The following is a 17591-nucleotide window of genomic DNA, read 5'->3' as shown; positions in this document are numbered from 1 at the left end:
CCATTGCGAATTTTTACGTGGTTTCCCTTAGGAACGCTTATACGAACCCGCCGACCTGCGGTTTCAGCCGTGCTGCGGGACCGCGCACCCGTCCGGACCGCAGGCTTCGGCGTCGCCCCGGCCGACCGGCTCGAGCGGGGAGCGCTCGCCCCAGGCCTGGTCGAGCGCCTGGGCGAAGACCTCGGCCGGCTGGGCGCCGGAGACGCCGTAGGTGCGGTCGAGGACGAAGAAGGGCACGCCGTTCGCGCCGAGCCGGGCGGCCTCGCGCTCGTCGGCGCGGACCGCGTCGGCGTAGGCGTCCGGGTCGGCGAGCACCGCGCGGACCCGGTCCGCGTCCAGTCCGGCCTCGACGGCCAGTTCCACCAGACGTTCGTCGCCCTCGGTGAAGACGGACCGCTCCTCGGCGAAGTTGGCCCGGTAGAAGAGCTGCACGAGCCGGTCCTGCCTGCCGTGCTCCTTGGCGAGGTGCAGCAGGCGGTGCATGTCGAAGGTGTTGCCGTGGTCGCGGTCCCGGGTGCGGTAGTCCAGGCCCTCGGCGGCGGCCTGCGCGCCCAGGTTGTCTTCGCCGGCCTGGGCCTGCGCCTCGCTCATACCGTACTTCCGGGTCAGCATGGTGATCACCGGCTGGACGTCGCCCTTGGCGCGGCCCGGGTCCAGCTCGAAGGAGCGGTGCACCACCTCGACGTCGTCGCGGTGCGGGAAGGCAGCGAGCGCCTTGTCGAAGCGGGCCTTGCCCACGTAGCACCAGGGGCAGGCGATGTCGCTCCAGATTTCGACGCGCATGTCTTCGGATCTCCAGCTCGTACGGGGTCGGGGGCTCTCCCCGGCCGGTACGTGAACGTTCAAGCAGGCCGGTTCATTCCCGCGGCGGTACGGAGAAGAGCAGGTCGAGGTGGTGGTCATCCTCGGCGGGCGGGTTCTCCGGGTCCGGGATCCAGCCCTGGCGGGCGTAGAAGGCCTGGGCGCGCCGGTTGTCCACGTGCACGTCGAGCACGGCCGTGCGCCTGCGGTCCGCCCGCCACTCCTCCACGCAGGCCGCGTGCAGGATCGTGCCGATACCGGCTCGCCAGTGGTCGGGGTCGACGTGGAACTGGAAAAGCTTGACCTTGTCGGCGGGCGCGCCGTCCGGGGTGCGGAAGGAGGCGATGCCGACGATCCGGCCGCACTCGACGGCGCACAGCACCCGGCCGTCGGCGCGCTCGATGGAACCGCGCCAGGCGTCCACCCAGTCGACGTCGGACTGCGGTACGCCGTCCGGGTAGTACGTCGACCGGGCCTTCAGGTGCAGATCGGCGATGATCCCGGCTTCGGCGGGCAGGGCCGTGCGGATCATGAGGGCGTCGTCGTCCACGCGTTGACTGATCATGAAAGGGAGGACGTGACCGGGGTGGCCCCGGTTGCGTGCCGGCTGAACTGGGCGCGGTAGGCGCTCGGGGTGAGGCCGGTGCGGCGGACCAGGTGGGCGCGGAGCGAGTCGGCGGTGCCGAGACCGCTGGCGGCGGCCACCTGGTCCATGGGCAGCCGGGTGGTCTCCAGCAGTTCCTTGGCGCGCTCGATGCGCTGGTGCAGCAGCCACTGGAGCGGGCTGACCCCGCTCTCGGCGTGGAACCGACGGGTGAGGGTGCGCACGGAGACGCCCGCGTGCCGGGCCAGGTCGGTCAGGGTGAGGGGCTTGTCCAGGTTGCGCATGGCCCAGCCGCGGGTGTCGGCGCAGGCGGTGCCGCGCTCGGGCGGCAGCGGGGTCTGGGTGAACTGGGTCTGGCCGCCGGGACGCACCGGCGCGACCAGGGCGAGCCGGGCGACCTCGTTGGCGATGGCGGCGCCGTAGTCGGTGCGGATGATGTGCAGGCACAGGTCGATGCCGGCGGCGTAGCCGGAGGAGGTCAGGAACTGCCCGTCCTGGGCGTAGAGGACATCGCCCTGGACGTCGATGTCGGGGTGGCGGCGGCGCATCTCCTCGGCGAACGCCCAGTAGGTGGTGGCCTTGCGGCCCTTGAGCAGGCCGGCCTCGGCGAGCGAGAAGGCGCCGGAGCAGATGGAGGCGATGCGTACGCCCCTCCCGGCGGCCTCGCGCAGGGCCCGGAGCACCCGTGGGTCCGGCGCGAAGGGCTCACCGGCGCCCGCGACGATCACGGTGTCCGCCTCCCGCAGGGCCTCCAGGCCGCGGGGCACATGCAGCTGGAGCGTGCCGGTGGTGGGCACGGGCCCGGGGTCGGGCGCGCAGATCACCACCTCGTAACCGGGGTGTCCGTCGACCCGCACCTTGTCGAACAGCAGCTCGGGGATGGCGAGGTTGAACATCGACACGGGCGGGGACGCGACGACCGCGACACGCAGCATGGCCAGAACCTCCGGATGCATGGCATTCAGGTCACTACTGTACGCAAGGAAGGATCAGCAGCATGGGGGGCATGTCAACGAACCAGACCACCCGTTCCCCACAACCTGCCTTGAGGGAAGGCGAGTTGCCGGGGAGTGGTGCCGTCACCCTGCTCGCCGCCGTCCTCGGCTTCGCGCTGATCACCCTGGACGCCTCCGTGGTGACCGTGGCCCTCCCGGCGATCGGCTCCGCGCTCGGAGGCGGCCTGGCCGGGCTCCAGTGGGTCGTGGACTCGTACACGCTGGTCTTCGCCGCCCTGATGCTCTCCACCGGGGCCTTCGCGGACCGGGCCGGGGCGACCCGGGCCTACGCCCTGGGGATCACGGTGTTCACTCTCGCCTCGGCCGCCTGCGGTCTGGCGCCGAACCTCCCGGCGCTGATCGGCGCGCGGGTGGTGCAGGGTGCGGCGGCGGCCGTCGTGCTGCCTGCCTCGCTGTCCCTGGTACGGCAGGCGTACCCCGATGCCGGGCGGCGGGCGAGGGCCGTGTCCCTGTGGGCGGCCGGGGGTTCGGTCGCAGTGGCGCTCGGCCCGGTGGCGGGCGGTGCGCTGACCACGGCGTGGGACTGGCGGGGGATCTTCTTCATCAATCTGCCGCTGGGTGCCCTCGCCCTGCTCCTGCTGCTGCGGGCGCCGCGTTCGGCACGCCGGCCCGCTCCGCTGGACGTACCCGGGCAGCTGACGGCCGTGGTCGCCCTGACCACGGTGACGTTCGCGGTGATCGAGGGCGGTGCGACGGGGGCGGTGGCCCTCGCCGTGGCGGTGGCGGCGGGGGCCGTGTTCGTGCGGATCGAGGGCAGGCAGCCGCATCCGGTCGTTCCGCTCGGGCTGTTCCGGGACCGGGCGGTGCGCGTGGCGGTCGCCACGGGGGCCGCGTGCAGCGTGGCGTTCTACGGCACGGTGTTCGTCTTCGCCCTCTTCTTCCAGCAGGTGCAGGGCCGTTCGGCGCTGTTCGCCGGGCTGGTGTTCCTGCCGATGTCCGGGCTGATCCCGGTGACGAACGTGGTGTCCGGGAAGCTGGCGGGACGGTACGGTCCGCGCCTGCCGATGCTGGTGGGGCAGGCGCTGGCGCTGGTGGGACTGCTGGGGCTGCTGTCCGTCGACGCCGGCACGTCCGCCGCCGCGGTGGCCGTGCTCCTCGTGCCGGTGGCACTCGGCTGCGCGCTGACCATCCCGCCGTTGACGGCGGTGATGATGGACGCCGTGCCGGCCGAGCGGGCCGGACTGGCGGCCGGGGTGCTCAACGCGGCCCGGCAGGTGGCCGGCGGGCTGGGCATCGCGGTGTTCGGGACGCTGGTGGACGGCGGCTTCGTGGCGGGGCTGCGGGCGAGCCTGGCCGGCTCGGCGGCCCTGTTCGCCCTGACGCTGGTCCTGTGCCGACGCCCGCTGGGCGGTCCGGCCGCCCGTTGAGAGTGCGGGGCCCGCAGCCGTGGTGCGGGCCCCGCCGCCGTGAGTGTGGCCCGCAGCCTTGGCGCGGGGTCCCCAGGGGTGATGCGGGGTCCCCAGGCGTGGTGGTCCCCAGGCGTGGCGCGAGGTCGCGCGAGCCCGGCATGATCCGAACGAGAGGGCCTAGCGCTCCAGAGCCCCGTCGAAGCGGCGGGGAAGCCCCAGGGGGTTGTCGTCGCGGAGTTCCGCCGGCAGCAGTGCCGCGGGCGCGTTCTGGTAGACCACCGGCCGCAGCCATCGCTCGATGGCCGTACCGCCCACGGACGTCGACGTGGAGGTGGTCGCCGGGTAGGGGCCCCCGTGATGCTGGGCCGGGGCCACGGCGACCCCCGTCGGCCAGCCGTTCACCAGCACGCGCCCGGCCAGCGGGGTCAGCTCGGCGAGGAGTTCCGGGCCCCGGCCGTTGCCGGCGGCCTCGTCCGAGGACAGCTGGACCGTCGCCGTGAGGTTGCCCGGCAGCCGCGACAGGACGGTCCTGGCCTCGTCCTCGTCCGCGTAGCGGGCCACCACGGTCACCGGCCCGAAGCACTCCTCCAGCAGCAGGTCGTAGGCGCCCTCCGCGGCCAGCCGCTCCGCCGGCACCGTGAGGAAGCCCGCGCTGACCGCGTGCTCGCCGCCCGCGCCCGGGGTGACCGGCGAGTCCACGTCCTCGAGCCGCGCGCGCTCGGCCACACCGGCGATGAAGGCGTCCCGCATCCGGTGGTCGAGCAGCACCCCGGCGTCGGTGTCGCTGACGGCGTCGGTCAGGGACTTCACCACCTGGTCGCCCGCCGCGCCGGAGGGCACCAGCACCAGGCCGGGCTTGACGCAGAACTGGCCGACCCCGAGGGTCATCGACCCGGCCAGCCCGCCGCCGATCTCCTCGGCCCGCTCGGCCGCCGCGGCCTCGGTCACCAGGACCGGGTTCAGCGAGCCCAGCTCACCGTGGAACGGGATCGGCGCGGGGCGCGCGGCGGCGGCGTCGAACAGCGCCCGTCCGCCCCGTACCGAGCCGGTGAAGCCGGCGGCGGCGACCTGCGGGTGCCGGATCAGCTCGACGCCCGCCTCGAAGCCGTGCACCAGGCCGACCACGCCCTCGGGGATGCCGTGTTCGGCGGCGGCCCGGCGCAGCACCTTGGCGACCAGCTCGGACAGGGCCGGGTGGTCGGGGTGGGCCTTGACGACGACCGGGCAGCCCGCGGCCAGCGCGCTCGCGGTGTCGCCGCCGGCGACGGAGAAGGCGAAGGGAAAGTTGGAGGCGGAGTAGACGGCGACGACGCCGAGCGGCACCTTGTAGCGGCGCAGGTCCGGGACGGGCGGGGTCGCGGTGTCGTCGGGGTGGTCGATGACGACGTCGAGGAAGGCGCCCTCGTCGACGATGCCGGCGAAGGCCCTCAACTGGTACGTGGTGCGGGCGAGTTCGCCCGTCAGCCGGGTCGGGCCGAGCGCCGTCTCGGCGTCGGCGGTCTCGACCAGGCCGTCCCGGGCCGCGTCCAGGCCCGCGGCGGCCGAGCGCAGGAAGGCGGCGCGGACCGCGCGGTCCACGAGGGCGCCGCGCGCGGCGTGGGCCGCCCGGACGGCCGCGTCCACCTCCTGGGCTGTGGCCTCCACCGCAACCTGTTCACGCTGCTTCCCGGTGCGCGGGTCGACACTCCAGACTGGTGCTGCTGCCACCGCGGGTCCCTCCCATGAAAAGGCCGCTTCATCTAGAACTATCCAGGTCACCCATCAGCCGCGTTCGATATACTGAACACCGTCTCTGATGATGAACGCTGCTCGGAGACTATATAACTCAGTCCTCGTCGAACGAAGGGGTCAAGGGCGATGACGGCAGGCGACGCAGGGGGCGGGGCGCAGGTCAAGTCCGCGGTACGGACCGTGGAACTGCTCGAGTACTTCGCCGGCCGGCCCGGTATGCACTCCCTCGCGGCCGTGCAGGAGGCCGTGGGCTATCCCAAGTCCAGCCTGTACATGCTGCTGCGCACTCTGGTGGAACTGGGCTGGGTGGAGACGGACGCCACCGGCACGCGGTACGGCATCGGGGTCCGGGCGCTGCTGGTGGGCACGTCGTACATCGACGGCGACGAGGTGGTGGCCGCGGCCCGCCCGACGCTGGACCGGCTCTCCGACGACACCACGGAGACCATCCACCTGGCCCGGCTCGACGGCACCAACGTGGTCTACCTGGCCACCCGCCAGTCCCAGCACTATCTGCGGCCCTTCACCCGGGTCGGCCGCCGGCTGCCGGCCCACTCCACCTCCCTCGGCAAGGCGATCCTCGCCAGCTACCCGGACGAGCAGGTGCGCAAGCTGCTGCCGGAGACGCTGCCCGCGCTCACCGAGCACACCATCACCGACCGGGAGAAGCTCATCGAGGAGCTGCACCAGGTCCGGGAGCAGGGCTTCGCGGTCGACCGTGAGGAGAACACGCTGGGCCTGCGCTGCTTCGGCGTGGCCATCCCGTACCGCACGCCCGCCCGGGACGCCATCAGCTGCTCGGTCCCGGTGGCCCGGCTGACCCCCGCCCACGAACAGATGATCAAGGACGCGCTGTTCGACGCGCGGGACCGGCTGACGCTGGCGACGCGCAGGCTCTGAGCCCGCGGGACCGTAGGCTCGGCTCCATGGAGATCGCGCTGCGGGGCGTACAGGACAACGACCTGCCGGTGTTCCGCCGGCAGATGACCGACCCGGAGGCCGTCCGGATGGCCGCGTTCGCTCCGGCGGACCTGGGCGATCCGGGGGCCTTCGCGGCCTACTGGGGACGTCTGCGGGACACCACCCACGTGCTGCGCACGGTCCTGGCCGACGGGACGGTGGCCGGCAACGCGGCGGTCTACGGCGTGGCCGGCGAGCGCGAGGTGACGTACTGGATCGACCGTGCGTACTGGGGCCGGGGCGTGGCGACGGCCGCCCTGCGGGCGCTGCTCGCCGAGGTTCCCGAACGGCCGCTGTACGCGCGGGCGGCGGCCGACAACGCCGCCTCGCTGCGCGTGCTGGAGAAGTGCGGGTTCCGCGAGACGGCCCGGGCGCAGGGGTTCGCGAACGCGCGCGGGCGGGAGATCGAGGAGGTCGTGCTGATCCTGGAGAACCGAGCCGGCAGGGAGTCTGCCGACAGGCGATAAGCCGACGGGCGATAGGCCGGCACGGAACGAACCGGCAGGGAGTGAACCGGCAGGCGACGAGCCGGCACGGAACGAACCGGCAGAGAATGAACCGGCAGGCGACGAGCCGGCGGGGAGTGAAGCGGGGCGGGCCGGTCTCCTCCGTGCGGGGGAGGGAGATCGTCGCGGGGCAGGACGCGGATCGCCGTTCCGTGCGGGAGTCTTCTGCCATGACCGCCTCGGCTGTGTTCCTCTTCGGCCGGCGGGCGCGACGGCGCTGGGTGCATCTGATCCTGGGCGGTGCGCTCGCCATGCCGTACGTTCTCGTCGGCTCGGTGATCCTTGGGCCGGTCATCGGCTCCGACGACGTCTTCTCCTCCTTGCCCCTCCAACTGGGCTCGTTCGCCATCGGGTTGCCGATCGCGGCCGTCACCGCCCTGTTCGCGCCGACCCGGCCGCTGGTGTCCGGTGCGGTCCGTGCCCTGAGCGGGACCGACGGGGACGCCCTCGCCCACGGTCCGGCCCGGACCCGGGGCGAACGGGCCCGCACCGCCGCCTGGTTCACGCTCCACCTCGGGCTCGGCGGGATCGTCTCCGGAATGTCGCTGGCCGTGCCGCCGTTCGCGGCCGTGCTGATCGCGCTGCCGCTGTTCGCCGGGCTGCGCGGCACCCGGCTCGGGCTGCCCGCGGCCCTGGGCGAGGGATGGGCGGTGGCCCTGACGCCGGTCGCCGGTCTGGCCATGCTGCTGGCGCTCGCCGCCTGCGCCGCCGGCTGCGGGGCGCTGCTCGCCCGCTGGGCGCCCGCGCTGCTCGGGCCCACCGCGCGGGACCGGCTGGCCGCCGCCGAGGCGCGCGCCGCCGACCTCGCCGTGCGCAACCGTCTCGCCCGTGAACTGCACGACTCCGTCGGCCACGCCCTGAGCGCGGTCACCCTCCAGGCGAGCGCCGCCCGCAGGCTCCTGGACACCGACCCTGAGTTCGTCCGCGAGGCGCTCGCCGCCATCGAGGACACCACCCGCCGCACGGTCGGCGAACTCGACACCGTGCTGGGCTTGTTGCGGGACGGCGACGCGCCCGGCACCGCTCCCGCCCCGACCCTCGCCGCCGACCTGGACGGACTGCTGCGCCGCACCCGCGCCGCCGGGCAGCGCGTGACGGCCACCGTCGGCACCGACCCCGCCGCGCTGCCCCCGCTGGTCTCCCGCGAGGCGTACCGGATCGTGCAGGAGGGGCTCACCAACGCCCTCAAACACGCCGGTGAACCGGTCACCGTACGGATCGCCGCCGCCGACGGCCGCCTGGAGATCACCGTGGAGAACCCGCTCGGTACCGCCCCGGCCCCCCGGCGGCCCGGCGGCGGCCACGGACTGTCCGGCATCGCCGACCGGGTGCGGCTGCTCGGCGGCAGCGCGCAGGCGGGGGCCGCCGGCGGACTCTGGCGGCTGCGGGTGCACCTGCCCCTCCGGACCACGTGACCGCGCCGCCCTCGAACCCCGCCGCCCCGGCCGGATCGCACCATCCCGACCCGATCGCACCATCCCGACCCGATCGCACCGCCCCGGCCCGATCGCACCATCCCGACCCGATCGCACCGCCCCGGCCCGATCGCACCATCCCGACCCTATCGCACCGCCCCGGGCGGATCCGCCGCACCCCGACCGAAGGAACCTCCATGTCCGAGCCCGTCATCCGGATCGTCCTCGCCGACGACGAGCGCATGGTCCGCACCGCCCTGCACGCCATCCTCTCCGCCGAGCCCGGCCTGGAGGTGGTCGGTGAGGCGGCGACCGGCGCCGAGGCCGTGTCCCTGGTCCGGGAACTGCGGCCCGACGTCGTGCTCATGGACGTCCGCATGCCCGGGACCGACGGCATCCGGGCCACCGAGCTGATCGTCGGCACGATGGAGGCGCCGCCGCGGGTCGTCGTCGTGACGACCTTCGAGAACGACTCCTACGTGTACGACGCCCTGCGCGCCGGCGCCGCCGGCTTCCTGCTCAAGCGGTCCGACGCCGACACCCTCGTACAGGCGGTACGGCTGGTCGCCCGCAGCGACAGCCTGCTGTTCCCGTCGGCCGTACGGGCCCTCGCGGCCGAGCACGCCCGGACGGACGCCCCGCCCGCGCCCTGGGTGAGCAGGCTCACGGGCCGCGAGGGCGACGTGCTGCGGCACATGGCCACCGGCCTGACCAACGCGGAGATCGCCCGGTGTCTGGACGTGGGACCGGCCACGGTGAAGACGCACGTGGCGGCCGTCCTCGCGAAGACCGGCACCCGGGACCGGACCCAGGCGGTGATCGCCGCGTACCGCGACGGCTTCCTGAACGCAGGATGAGAAAGCCGGTCGTACGGGAACGATTACCCCCTCTCGATCGTCTTCCGGGCGGGATGAACAAGACGATCAGGCGGGCGTCCGTCTTCGCGCTGCTGCTCGTGCTCGCCCTGTTGGTCAGGGCGACATGGGTGCAGTACTACGACGGCAAGGCCCTCGCAGAAGACAACCACAACCGGCGGAACGCGATCGAGACGTACTCGGCACCGCTGGGGAACATCATCGTGGCCGGGAACGCCGTCACCGGCTCGGCCCGGACGAAGGGCGGCGACCTCGCGTACAAGCGCACGTACAAGAACGGCAAGCTGTACGCGGCGGTGACCGGCTACGCCTCGCAGGCCTACGCGCCCACACAGCTGGAGGGCATCTACGCGGACCTGCTCAACGGCACGGACGCCCGGCTGAAGACGGTGATGGACACCGTCACGGCCCGGCGCGCCGATCCGGGCAACGTCCTGACGACGATCGACCCGGCCGTGCAGAAGGCGGGATACCGGGCGCTCGGCGGCAACAAGGGCGCGGCCGTGGCGATGGACCCCAAGACCGGCAGGATCCTCGCGGCGGTGTCGACCCCCTCGTACGACCCCGCGTCGCTCACCGACGCGAACGAGGCCGGATCGGCCTGGAAGGCGCTCAACGCGGACAAGGACAAGCCGCTGACCAACCGCGCGCTGCGGCAGCCGCTGCCGCCCGGCTCGACGTTCAAGCTGGTCGTGGCGGCGGCCGCGCTGGAGGACGGGCTGTACAAGGACGTGGACGTGCACACCGACAGCCCGGATCCCTACATCATGCCGGGCACGGTGCGCGCTCTGCCGAACGAGAGCAAGTCGGCGCCCTGCAAGAACGCCTCGATCCGGGTCGGCCTGCGGTACTCCTGCAACAACGTCTTCGGTCACATGGCCGTCCAGCTCGGGCAGGACAAGGTGAAGGCGATGGCCGAGAAGTTCGGCTTCAACGACCAGGAGCAGGACGTGCCGGTGCGGGCGTACCCGAGCGTCTATCCCTCCGACATGGACAAGGCCCAGACCGCGCTGTCCGGCATCGGCCAGTTCGACGTCACCGCCACCCCGCTCCAGATGGCCATGGTGTCCGCGGCCATAGCCAACGGCGGCAAGCTGGTTTCGCCGCATATGGTGTCGCAGATCACCGACAGTGGCGGTGATGTGTTGAAGGACTACGACGACGGCGCCGAGACCGAGGAGATCGTCAGCGCCACCACCGCCGAGCAGCTCCAGTCGGCGATGGAGACGGTGGTGAAGGACGGCACCGGCACGAACGCGCTGATCGACGGGGTGACCGTCGGCGGCAAGACCGGTACCGCGCAGCACGGTGAGAACAACAGCAAGACGCCGTACGCCTGGTTCACGTCCTACGGCAAGTCCGACTCCAGCGGCAAGGAGGTCGCCGTGGCGGTCATGGTCGAGCAGTCGGACGCGGCCCGCTCGGAGGTCAGCGGCAACGGGCTGGCCGCGCCGGTCGCCAAGGCGATGATGCAGGCGGCGCTCAAGTAGCACCGCCCGGAGCACTCCGGCAGCACCGGCCGGAGCACTCCGGCAGCACCGGCCGCGGCACTCGACCAGCACACGCGGCCTGCCGCGCGGCTCCGGCCGCCCCTGAAGGCACGTCCCGGGCCGGTGGACACCGGCCGCGGACCGCGCCCGCCGGTCCCCGCCACGGCATGGTGCCGCCGGTGACGGGGGCCGGGTGCGAGCGGTCGGCCGCCGCCCGCCCGAAGGGGCTCAGCTGACGAAGTACGTCGGGTTCGGCAGCTTGTACGTGCGGTCGGCGTGACCGCCGTCCAGGTCCGAGTACTGGTCGCCGAAGTTGGCGATGATCTCGTAGCCGAGGTCGTGCTCGATGTGCTCGCGCGTCCCGCCCTTGTACTGCACGGTCGTGCAGTTCCAGGCGCCCGGGGTGGCGCAGTCCTTCAGGTAGGCCGGCGGGTTGGCCTTGTCCTTGAGGAACATGTGGTCGGCGTCGAGGTTCACATCGGCGCCGACCTTCTTCAGGTTCTCGACCGCGCCGGCGCGCTGCGCCTCGCTCAGGCCGGAGTTGTAGAAGACCTCGACACCCTTGGACTCGGCGTAGCGCACCAGCTCCGGGCTGCCGAAGACGGCCGGGCGGTCCGCCTTGTTCACGTAGTCGTTCCACGTGGTGGGGTTGTACGTGTAGTTGTAGCGCTTCTCGTAGTCGAGGCTGAGCAGCAGCGTGTCGTCGATGTCGAAGACGACGGCCGGCTTCTCGCCCCGGTGGTGCGCCTTGCGGGCGGCCCTGTCGATGTAGCGCTTGGCGTCGGCGTCGATGCGCGCCAGGTCCTTGGCGTACGGGCTGTCCGGGGACGCCTGGTAGACGCCGTTGCTGTCGGCGGTGGTGCCGTAGTAGGTGTCGATGTCCTTCACCAGGAGACCGATGTTGTACGGCTCGTGGGTGGAGTTCGCCGTCGACTGACCGGCGGTGGCCGCGCCCGCGCCGTACAGCGCCGCACCGGCGACGACACAGGCGGCGCCGGCCGCGACCGCCTTGAGGGACTTCCGCATGGATTCTCCGGATCTGGTGATGAGAGTGTGATGTACCAGGTCAGAGACTGTCTACGCGCATAACACCCGGCACTGCGAGGCCTGTTACCCGATCGATACGCATGTTCTGCCGCCGGCGGCTCCACCGGTGAACGGAACATCACCTCCCCATGACCTCGGCGTGACGCCCGCTTGACCCGGTCCGCCCAGGGTCTTTCGTCCGGATCGGCCCGGCATGGTCCCCAGACGGAAGGCCCCAAGGCCGGTAACCGTTCGGGTTGTTGCCGGCCCGGCCCACCGAGGAGCCCCCTGTGGTCACTGAGCACCTCGCCGTACGGCCCGGCCCGGACGGCCGCGGAGCCCGGCCGTGGCGGGGCGGTCAGCCCGCGTACGGGTCAGGCACCGTGCCCGTCCGGGCGAGGAACCCGAAGTCACAGCCGGTGTCCGCCTGGGTGATCTGCTCGCTGTAGAGCGCGCCGTAGCCGCGCTCGTACCGCACGGGCGGTGGGGTCCACTCCGCTCTGCGGCGGGCAAGTTCGTCGTCGTCCACGTGGAGCCGGAGGCTGCGCGCCCGGACGTCGAGCGTGATGAGGTCCCCGGTGCGGACGAGGGCCAGCGGACCGCCGACGTGGGACTCGGGTGCCACGTGCAGCACGCAGGTGCCGTAGCTCGTGCCGCTCATCCGGGCGTCGGAGATGCGGACCATGTCCCGCACGCCCTGCTTCAGCAGATGGTCCGGGATCGGCAGCATGCCGTACTCGGGCATGCCCGGGCCGCCCTTGGGGCCGGCGCCCCGCAGCACCAGCACGCTGTCGGCGGTGATGCCGAGCGCCGGGTCGTCGATGGTGCGCTGCATGGTCCGGTAGTCGTCGAAGACGACGGCGGGGCCGGTGTGTTCGAGCAGGCGGGGCTCGGCGGCGATGTGCTTGATGACCGCGCCGTCCGGGCAGAGGTTGCCGCGCAGCACCGCGACGCCGCCCTCGCCCGCGACCGGGTTGTCCCGGGGGCGGATGACGTCGTCGTCGTGGACCCGGGCGCCCGCCAGCTGTTCCCGCAGGGTGCCGTGGCAGACCGTCGGCCGGTCCAGGTGGAGCAGGTCGGTGATCCGGGAGAGGAAGCCGGGCAGGCCGCCCGCGAAGTGGAAGTCCTCCATCAGGTACCGCTGTCCGCCGGGCCGGACGTTCGCCAGCACCGGGACCGTGCGGGCGATCCGGTCGAAGTCGTCCAGCGTGAGCCGTACGCCCGCCCGGCCGGCCATGGCGATCAGATGGATCACGGCGTTGGTGGAGCCGCCGAGGCCGAGCACGGTGGTGACGGCGTCCTCGAAGGCCTCCCGGGTGAGGATGCCGGACAGCTTCCGGTCCCGGTGGACCAGGTCGACGACGGTCAGGCCCGCCTTCGCGGCCATCCGGTCGTGCCCGGAGTCCACCGCCGGGATGCTGGACGCGCCCGGCACGGTCACCCCGAGGGCCTCGGCCGCGGCGGTGAGGGTGGACGCCGTGCCCATCGTCATGCAGTGGCCGGGCGAGCGGGCCAGGCCGCTCTCCAGCTCGGTCATCTCGCAGTCGCCGATGAGGCCGGCCCGCTTGTCGTCCCAGTACTTCCACATGTCGGTGCCGGAGCCGAGGACCTCGCCGCGCCAGTGGCCGGGGAGCATGGGGCCCGCGGGCACGAAGACGGCGGGCAGGCCGACGGAGGCGGCCCCCATCAGCAGTGCCGGCGTGGACTTGTCGCAGCCGCCCATGAGCACGGCCCCGTCCACCGGGTACGAGCGCAGCAGCTCCTCGGTCTCCATGGCGAGCAGGTTGCGGTAGAGCATGGGGGTCGGCTTCTGGAAGGTCTCGCTGAGGGTGGAGACCGGGAACTCCAGTGGGAAGCCGCCCGCCTGCCACACCCCGCGCTTGACGGCCTGGGCCCGGTCGCGCAGGTGGACGTGGCAGGGATTGATGTCGGACCAGGTGTTGAGGACGGCTATGACCGGCTTGCCGAGGTGTTCCTCGGGCAGGTAGCCGAGCTGGCGGGTACGGGCGCGGTGGCTGAAGGAGCGCAGGCCGCCGGCGCCGTACCACTGGTGGCTCCGGAGCTGCTCCGGCCGCTTCACAGGGACCATCCGGCGGCGATGGCGGCGACCTCGGCGCGCTCGCCCTCGGGCAGCGGCCCGCTCGGCGGGCGGACGTCCCGGCGGCACAGGCCGAGCGCGGCGAGGGCTTCCTTGACGACGGTGACGTTGTCGGCGCTGCCGTGCGCGGCGCGCAGTTCCTCGAAGGGGCGGATCTGCTCCCAGACCTTCATGGCGGCGGGGTAGTCGCCGGTTCGAAGCGCTTCGAGCATGTTCAGCGACACCGCCGGGGCGACGTTCACGAGTCCGGAGGTGAAGCCCGTGGCGCCCGCGGAGAAGTAGGCGGGGGCGTACGGTTCGGCGAGTCCGGCCACCCACACGAGGCGGTCCAGGCCGGCGTCCCGGGCGAAGGCGGCGAACCGGGCGGCGTCCGGGACGGCGTACTTCACGCCGATGACGTTCGGACAGTGGCCGGCCAACTCGGCGAGCCGGGCGCCGGACAGCCGCTCGTCGCGGATGTACGGCACTACGCCCAGCTCGGGTACGGCCTCGGCGACGGCGCGGTGGTATTCGGCCCAGCCGGCCGCCGAGACGTACGGGTGCACCGGCTGGTGGACCATGACCATCCCGGCGCCGAGGTCGCGGGCGTGCCGGGCCGAGGCGATCGCGGTGGGCAGGTCGTGGCCCACACCGACCAGGATCGCGGCGCGGTCGCCGGCCTCGTCCGCGGTCGTCTCGGCGACCAGGCGGCGCTCTTCGGGGGTGAGGGCGTAGAACTCGCCGGTGTTGCCGTTCGGGGTGAGGGTGGTGATCCCGCCGTCGAGCAGGCGGCGCAGCAGGGCCCGGTGGGCGCCGGTGTCGACGGAGCCGTCCGCGGCGAAGGGGGTCACCGGGATGGCCACCACGCCGGCCAGGGCCGCCCGCTGGGTCTCGAACGCCACGCCGCTCATCGCTCGCCTTCCGCGGGGTGGGACTCGGGGAACGCACGGTGCACGAAGGACGCGATGTGGCCGTGCAGGGCACCGGCGGCGCCGTCCGCGTCGCCGTCCAGCGCGAGCCGCAGGATCTCCCGGTGCTCGGCGGCCTCCCGCTCCCAGGAGGGGGCGGCGGCCCAGGCGACGGCGGAGACGAGGGCGGCCTGGTCGCGGAGCTCGTCCAGCATCCGGCCGAGCAGCGGATTGCCGCACGGCAGATAGAGGGCACGGTGGAACTCCCGGTTGGCCAGGGAGCGTTCCGCGGTGTCGGTGGCCTGGTCGGCACGAGTCAGCGCGTCGCGGGCGGCGTCCAGACAGGCGCCCCGCCGGACCACTCGGCGCAGGGCCTCGGGTTCGAGCAGCAGCCGCACGTCGTAGACCTCGCGCGCCATGTCCGCGTCCACCATGCGCACCGTGACGCCCTTGTACTGGCTCATCACGACCAGGCCGGTCCCGGCGAGGGTCTTCAGCGCCTCGCGCACCGGGGTCTTGGAGACCCCGAACTGCGCGGCCAGCTCGGTCTCGACCAGGGCCTGACCGGGCGTCAGCCGCCCCGTCAGAATGCGGTGTCTGATCGCGTCCAGCACATACTGCGTGCGGGACGGGATCGGCGTGGGCACAGAGGTCATACGGCCCTCTCGGATCTCACATATCGCGTCTCCTATATGACGTACGAAGTACGACGCGTTGAAGGTAGGAGGGGGCGCATGGTTCGTCAATGCCTCCGACAAAGGAAGTCGGTGCCGCCGGCGGGTGGTTCAGACGGTTCGGATGTCACCCTCGACGGCGGTGTAGGCGGGCCGGCCGGCGATGAGCGACGCGCGGCCTGCGGCCGCCTCGCGACTCAGCGTGGGGCCGACATGGGTGACGAGCAGCTCGCGCACGCGGGCGTCCCGGGCGATGCGGCCGGCGTCCTCGGGCGTGAGATGGACCTGCTGGTGGTGTTCGCCGTCGCGATGCTCGTCGATGTCCGCCTCGCACAGGAACAGGTCCGCGCCGGAGGCGAGTTCGACGAGCGCGGGGCAGGGTCCGCTGTCTCCCGAGTAGGCCAGCACGCTGCCCTGGCTCTCGGCGCGCAGCCCGTACGCCTCGGTGTCGTGGGCGACGGCGCGGGCGGTCAGGCGCAGGTTCCAGTGCCGGACGTCATGGCCGTCGTACAGGCTCCGGAAGTCGAAGACGCCCTTCAGGAAGTCCACGTCCGGGCGGCCGAAGAAACCGGCCAGCCGGCGCGCGCAGTCCTGGGGCGCGTAGACGGGGATCGGCGCGTTCGGGGCCATGCCGCCGAAGGCGAAGGCGTAGGCGGCGGCGAGCAGGTCGGCGGTGTGGTCGGCGTGCAGATGGGAGATCCAGATCGCGGTGAGCCGGGCGGGGTCCGTGTACCGCTGCAACGCGGCGAACGTACCGGGTCCCGCGTCCACCCACACCTCGGCGCCGCCGCCGGACACCAGGTATCCCGAGCAGGGCCGGTCGGGGCCCGGGTGCGGCGAGGCGGTACCGAGGACGGTGAGGGTGAGCGGCATAGCAGGGAGCGTACGGTGCCCCGCGCCCTGCTCCCGCTCGTTTCGGCAAGGTGGGCCCGGGCGGCGGGCCGGGTTCAGGTCTCCATCACGTCGTCGCAGTCGGGGCAGACCAGGGACGCGTACTCGGCGGGGTACCACGGCTCCCCGGAGGGCGCCGGGCCGGCCTTCTCCATGGCGAAGGTGTCCTTGCCGCACAGGGTCCGTGGTCCCGCGGCGTCGGACCGGCCGGGGGCGGCGGGCGCCGCGTGCACCCGGCGGGGGTGCCGCTGCGCGTCGGCCGCCGGCTGGTCGAGTTCGTACACGACGACGATCCCGCTCATGTCGGCGGCGTTCACCCGCGACCGGTACCCGGGAGGGTGAGTTCACGGCCGCGGTAGAAGCTTTCGCGTTCCTCGACGACGTACGGCGCCATGGCCGCCCGGCGCTGGGCCTCCGGCTCGGAGGACCGCCAGGAGTCGCAGGCCTCCCGGGAGGCCCAGAACGACACCCCGGTGACCTCCTGTCCGTCCTCCGACCAGTACGCGTAGGCGCGGTGCATGCCCTGGGGCGCGGGGGCCGGACGCCATGCGTTCTCGAAGTCCTCCAGCGTGCCGGGCCGCAGGCGGCGCGTCGTCACCCACACGTAGTGCTCGTCCATTGCGGCTTCCTCCGTAGCTCTGGGGCCCGGCTCCGGGGCCGGGCGATGCCGGTGCGGGCCATGGATCGAGGGCCGGTCGTGGCCCTGCTCCGGGACGACGAGGGTCCCTCCGATCGTGCCCGCCCACCGGCGGCGGCGCTCGCCCGGAGACTCCGTTCAGGCGTGCCACCGCCGGGCCGGGGACCCCTGGGTTACGTTCAGGCGGGCTCCCTCCGACCGGCCCGCACCCCCTGGCTTCCGTTCAGACGGCCCCTCGCCCGGCCTGCACCCCTGGCTTCCGTTCAGACCGACCCTCGCCCGGCCTGCACCCCCCTGGCTCCGCGCCACCTGCGCCCTGGCCTCCTTTCAGGTGGCCGCCCGGCGCCCGGAAACACATCGGTGCCGAGCCGCCATACGCGCCGCGGACCTACAAGCACCGTCCCCGCCACCGGACCGCCCCACGGCACCCGCCCCGCCACCGGACCGCCCCACGGCAATGCCCCACCGCCGAACCGCCCCACGGCCCCGTGTCCCCACCGCCGAACCGCCCTACGGCACCCCTCCGCCACCGCCGAACCGCCCTACGGCACCCTCCCGCCACCGGCGTGCCCAATCCTGGAACCCGGGCATTCTGCCGATCCCGGGGCCCCTGCCTTAGGCGCACGATGAC

Annotated in this window: 17 protein-coding genes; 6 read left to right on the top strand and 11 right to left on the bottom strand. The window is 73.0% G+C overall.

Annotation, left to right across the window (positions count from 1 at the left end):
- Positions 1–63: 63 nt before the first annotated feature.
- From JK361_RS17260 to JK361_RS17250, 3 genes are all read right to left on the bottom strand, one after another.
- The gene (locus JK361_RS17260; RefSeq protein WP_201818697.1) at positions 64–783 is read right to left on the bottom strand and encodes a DsbA family oxidoreductase; all 720 of its coding nucleotides are present in this window, start codon (positions 781–783) and stop codon (positions 64–66) included.
- A gap of 73 nt (positions 784–856) precedes the next feature.
- Entirely contained in the window at positions 857–1366 is a 510-nt protein-coding gene (locus JK361_RS17255) for a GNAT family N-acetyltransferase (protein ID WP_201818695.1), read from the bottom strand.
- On the bottom strand, positions 1363–2361 hold the full coding sequence (locus tag JK361_RS17250) for a GlxA family transcriptional regulator (protein ID WP_236053071.1): 999 nt from the start codon (positions 2359–2361) through the stop codon (positions 1363–1365). Before JK361_RS17250 ends, JK361_RS17255 begins: the two co-directional genes overlap by 4 nt.
- Before the next feature lie 50 nt (positions 2362–2411).
- Between JK361_RS17250 and JK361_RS17245 the strand changes: the two genes are divergently transcribed.
- The gene (locus tag JK361_RS17245) at positions 2412–3788 is read left to right on the top strand and encodes an MFS transporter (RefSeq protein WP_201818693.1); all 1377 of its coding nucleotides are present in this window, start codon (positions 2412–2414) and stop codon (positions 3786–3788) included.
- 159 nt (positions 3789–3947) lie between these two features.
- Here JK361_RS17245 and JK361_RS17240 read toward each other — a convergent pair whose 3' ends face one another.
- Positions 3948–5477, bottom strand: a complete 1530-nt coding sequence (locus JK361_RS17240; RefSeq protein WP_201818691.1) for an aldehyde dehydrogenase (NADP(+)) — start codon at positions 5475–5477, stop codon at positions 3948–3950.
- 150 nt (positions 5478–5627) lie between these two features.
- Here JK361_RS17240 and JK361_RS17235 point away from each other — a divergent pair, with 150 nt between their 5' ends.
- From JK361_RS17235 to JK361_RS17215, 5 genes are all read left to right on the top strand, one after another.
- Entirely contained in the window at positions 5628–6401 is a 774-nt protein-coding gene (locus JK361_RS17235; protein ID WP_201818689.1) for an IclR family transcriptional regulator, read from the top strand.
- A 26-nt stretch (positions 6402–6427) separates the two neighbouring features.
- Positions 6428–6928, top strand: a complete 501-nt coding sequence (locus JK361_RS17230; protein ID WP_201818687.1) for a GNAT family N-acetyltransferase — start codon at positions 6428–6430, stop codon at positions 6926–6928.
- A 209-nt stretch (positions 6929–7137) separates the two neighbouring features.
- A complete protein-coding gene (locus JK361_RS17225; protein ID WP_201818685.1) occupies positions 7138–8382 on the top strand; it encodes a sensor histidine kinase in 1245 nt (414 codons plus the stop codon).
- A gap of 197 nt (positions 8383–8579) precedes the next feature.
- A complete protein-coding gene (locus JK361_RS17220; protein ID WP_201818683.1) occupies positions 8580–9239 on the top strand; it encodes a response regulator transcription factor in 660 nt (219 codons plus the stop codon).
- A gap of 53 nt (positions 9240–9292) precedes the next feature.
- A complete protein-coding gene (locus JK361_RS17215) occupies positions 9293–10747 on the top strand; it encodes a peptidoglycan D,D-transpeptidase FtsI family protein (RefSeq protein ID WP_201818681.1) in 1455 nt (484 codons plus the stop codon).
- Positions 10748–10975: 228 nt separating this feature from the next.
- Here the strand turns inward: JK361_RS17215 and JK361_RS17210 are convergent, their stop codons facing one another.
- The 7 genes from JK361_RS17210 to JK361_RS17180 form a co-directional block, all read right to left on the bottom strand.
- Positions 10976–11773, bottom strand: coding sequence for an HAD family acid phosphatase (locus JK361_RS17210; protein ID WP_201818679.1), 798 nt, complete (start codon positions 11771–11773; stop codon positions 10976–10978).
- A gap of 358 nt (positions 11774–12131) precedes the next feature.
- The gene (gene araD / locus JK361_RS17205; protein ID WP_201818677.1) at positions 12132–13862 is read right to left on the bottom strand and encodes an L-arabinonate dehydratase; all 1731 of its coding nucleotides are present in this window, start codon (positions 13860–13862) and stop codon (positions 12132–12134) included.
- Positions 13850–14761 carry a dihydrodipicolinate synthase family protein gene (locus tag JK361_RS17200; RefSeq protein WP_201818675.1) on the bottom strand — a complete coding sequence of 304 codons (912 nt, stop codon included), beginning with the start codon at positions 14759–14761 and terminating at the stop codon, positions 13850–13852. The genes araD and JK361_RS17200 overlap by 13 nt, the downstream gene beginning before the upstream one ends.
- The gene (locus JK361_RS17195; protein WP_201818674.1) at positions 14758–15414 is read right to left on the bottom strand and encodes a GntR family transcriptional regulator; all 657 of its coding nucleotides are present in this window, start codon (positions 15412–15414) and stop codon (positions 14758–14760) included. The genes JK361_RS17200 and JK361_RS17195 overlap by 4 nt, the downstream gene beginning before the upstream one ends.
- 129 nt (positions 15415–15543) lie before the next feature.
- Positions 15544–16305: an MBL fold metallo-hydrolase gene (locus JK361_RS17190; RefSeq protein ID WP_201818672.1), complete on the bottom strand. Its 762-nt coding sequence runs from the start codon at positions 16303–16305 to the stop codon at positions 15544–15546.
- A gap of 74 nt (positions 16306–16379) precedes the next feature.
- Positions 16380–16640, bottom strand: coding sequence for a hypothetical protein (locus JK361_RS17185; RefSeq protein ID WP_307787264.1), 261 nt, complete (start codon positions 16638–16640; stop codon positions 16380–16382).
- Positions 16637–16942, bottom strand: a complete 306-nt coding sequence (locus tag JK361_RS17180; RefSeq protein ID WP_201818670.1) for a hypothetical protein — start codon at positions 16940–16942, stop codon at positions 16637–16639. Before JK361_RS17180 ends, JK361_RS17185 begins: the two co-directional genes overlap by 4 nt.
- Positions 16943–17591: the final 649 nt, after the last annotated feature.

It is taken from the genome of Streptomyces musisoli (genome assembly GCF_016741855.1).
GTDB classification, from domain to species: domain Bacteria; phylum Actinomycetota; class Actinomycetes; order Streptomycetales; family Streptomycetaceae; genus Streptomyces; species Streptomyces musisoli.
This window is presented reverse-complemented; position numbering and strand designations above follow the sequence as displayed.

Bases quoted from the DNA above. Each gene is read 5' to 3' on its own strand.
- JK361_RS17260 (WP_201818697.1), bottom strand. From the start codon at position 783: ATGCGCGTCGAAATCTGGAGCGACATCGCCTGCCCCTGGTGCTACGTG.
- JK361_RS17255 (WP_201818695.1), bottom strand. From the start codon at position 1,366: ATGATCAGTCAACGCGTGGACGACGACGCCCTCATGATCCGCACGGCC.
- JK361_RS17250 (WP_236053071.1), bottom strand. From the start codon at position 2,361: ATGCATCCGGAGGTTCTGGCCATGCTGCGTGTCGCGGTCGTCGCGTCC.
- JK361_RS17245 (WP_201818693.1), top strand. From the start codon at position 2,412: ATGTCAACGAACCAGACCACCCGTTCCCCACAACCTGCCTTGAGGGAA.
- JK361_RS17235 (WP_201818689.1), top strand. From the start codon at position 5,628: ATGACGGCAGGCGACGCAGGGGGCGGGGCGCAGGTCAAGTCCGCGGTA.
- JK361_RS17230 (WP_201818687.1), top strand. From the start codon at position 6,428: ATGGAGATCGCGCTGCGGGGCGTACAGGACAACGACCTGCCGGTGTTC.
- JK361_RS17225 (WP_201818685.1), top strand. From the start codon at position 7,138: ATGACCGCCTCGGCTGTGTTCCTCTTCGGCCGGCGGGCGCGACGGCGC.
- JK361_RS17220 (WP_201818683.1), top strand. From the start codon at position 8,580: ATGTCCGAGCCCGTCATCCGGATCGTCCTCGCCGACGACGAGCGCATG.
- JK361_RS17215 (WP_201818681.1), top strand. From the start codon at position 9,293: ATGAACAAGACGATCAGGCGGGCGTCCGTCTTCGCGCTGCTGCTCGTG.
- JK361_RS17210 (WP_201818679.1), bottom strand. From the start codon at position 11,773: ATGCGGAAGTCCCTCAAGGCGGTCGCGGCCGGCGCCGCCTGTGTCGTC.
- araD (WP_201818677.1), bottom strand. From the start codon at position 13,862: ATGGTCCCTGTGAAGCGGCCGGAGCAGCTCCGGAGCCACCAGTGGTAC.
- JK361_RS17200 (WP_201818675.1), bottom strand. From the start codon at position 14,761: ATGAGCGGCGTGGCGTTCGAGACCCAGCGGGCGGCCCTGGCCGGCGTG.
- JK361_RS17195 (WP_201818674.1), bottom strand. From the start codon at position 15,414: ATGACCTCTGTGCCCACGCCGATCCCGTCCCGCACGCAGTATGTGCTG.
- JK361_RS17190 (WP_201818672.1), bottom strand. From the start codon at position 16,305: ATGCCGCTCACCCTCACCGTCCTCGGTACCGCCTCGCCGCACCCGGGC.
- JK361_RS17180 (WP_201818670.1), bottom strand. From the start codon at position 16,942: ATGGACGAGCACTACGTGTGGGTGACGACGCGCCGCCTGCGGCCCGGC.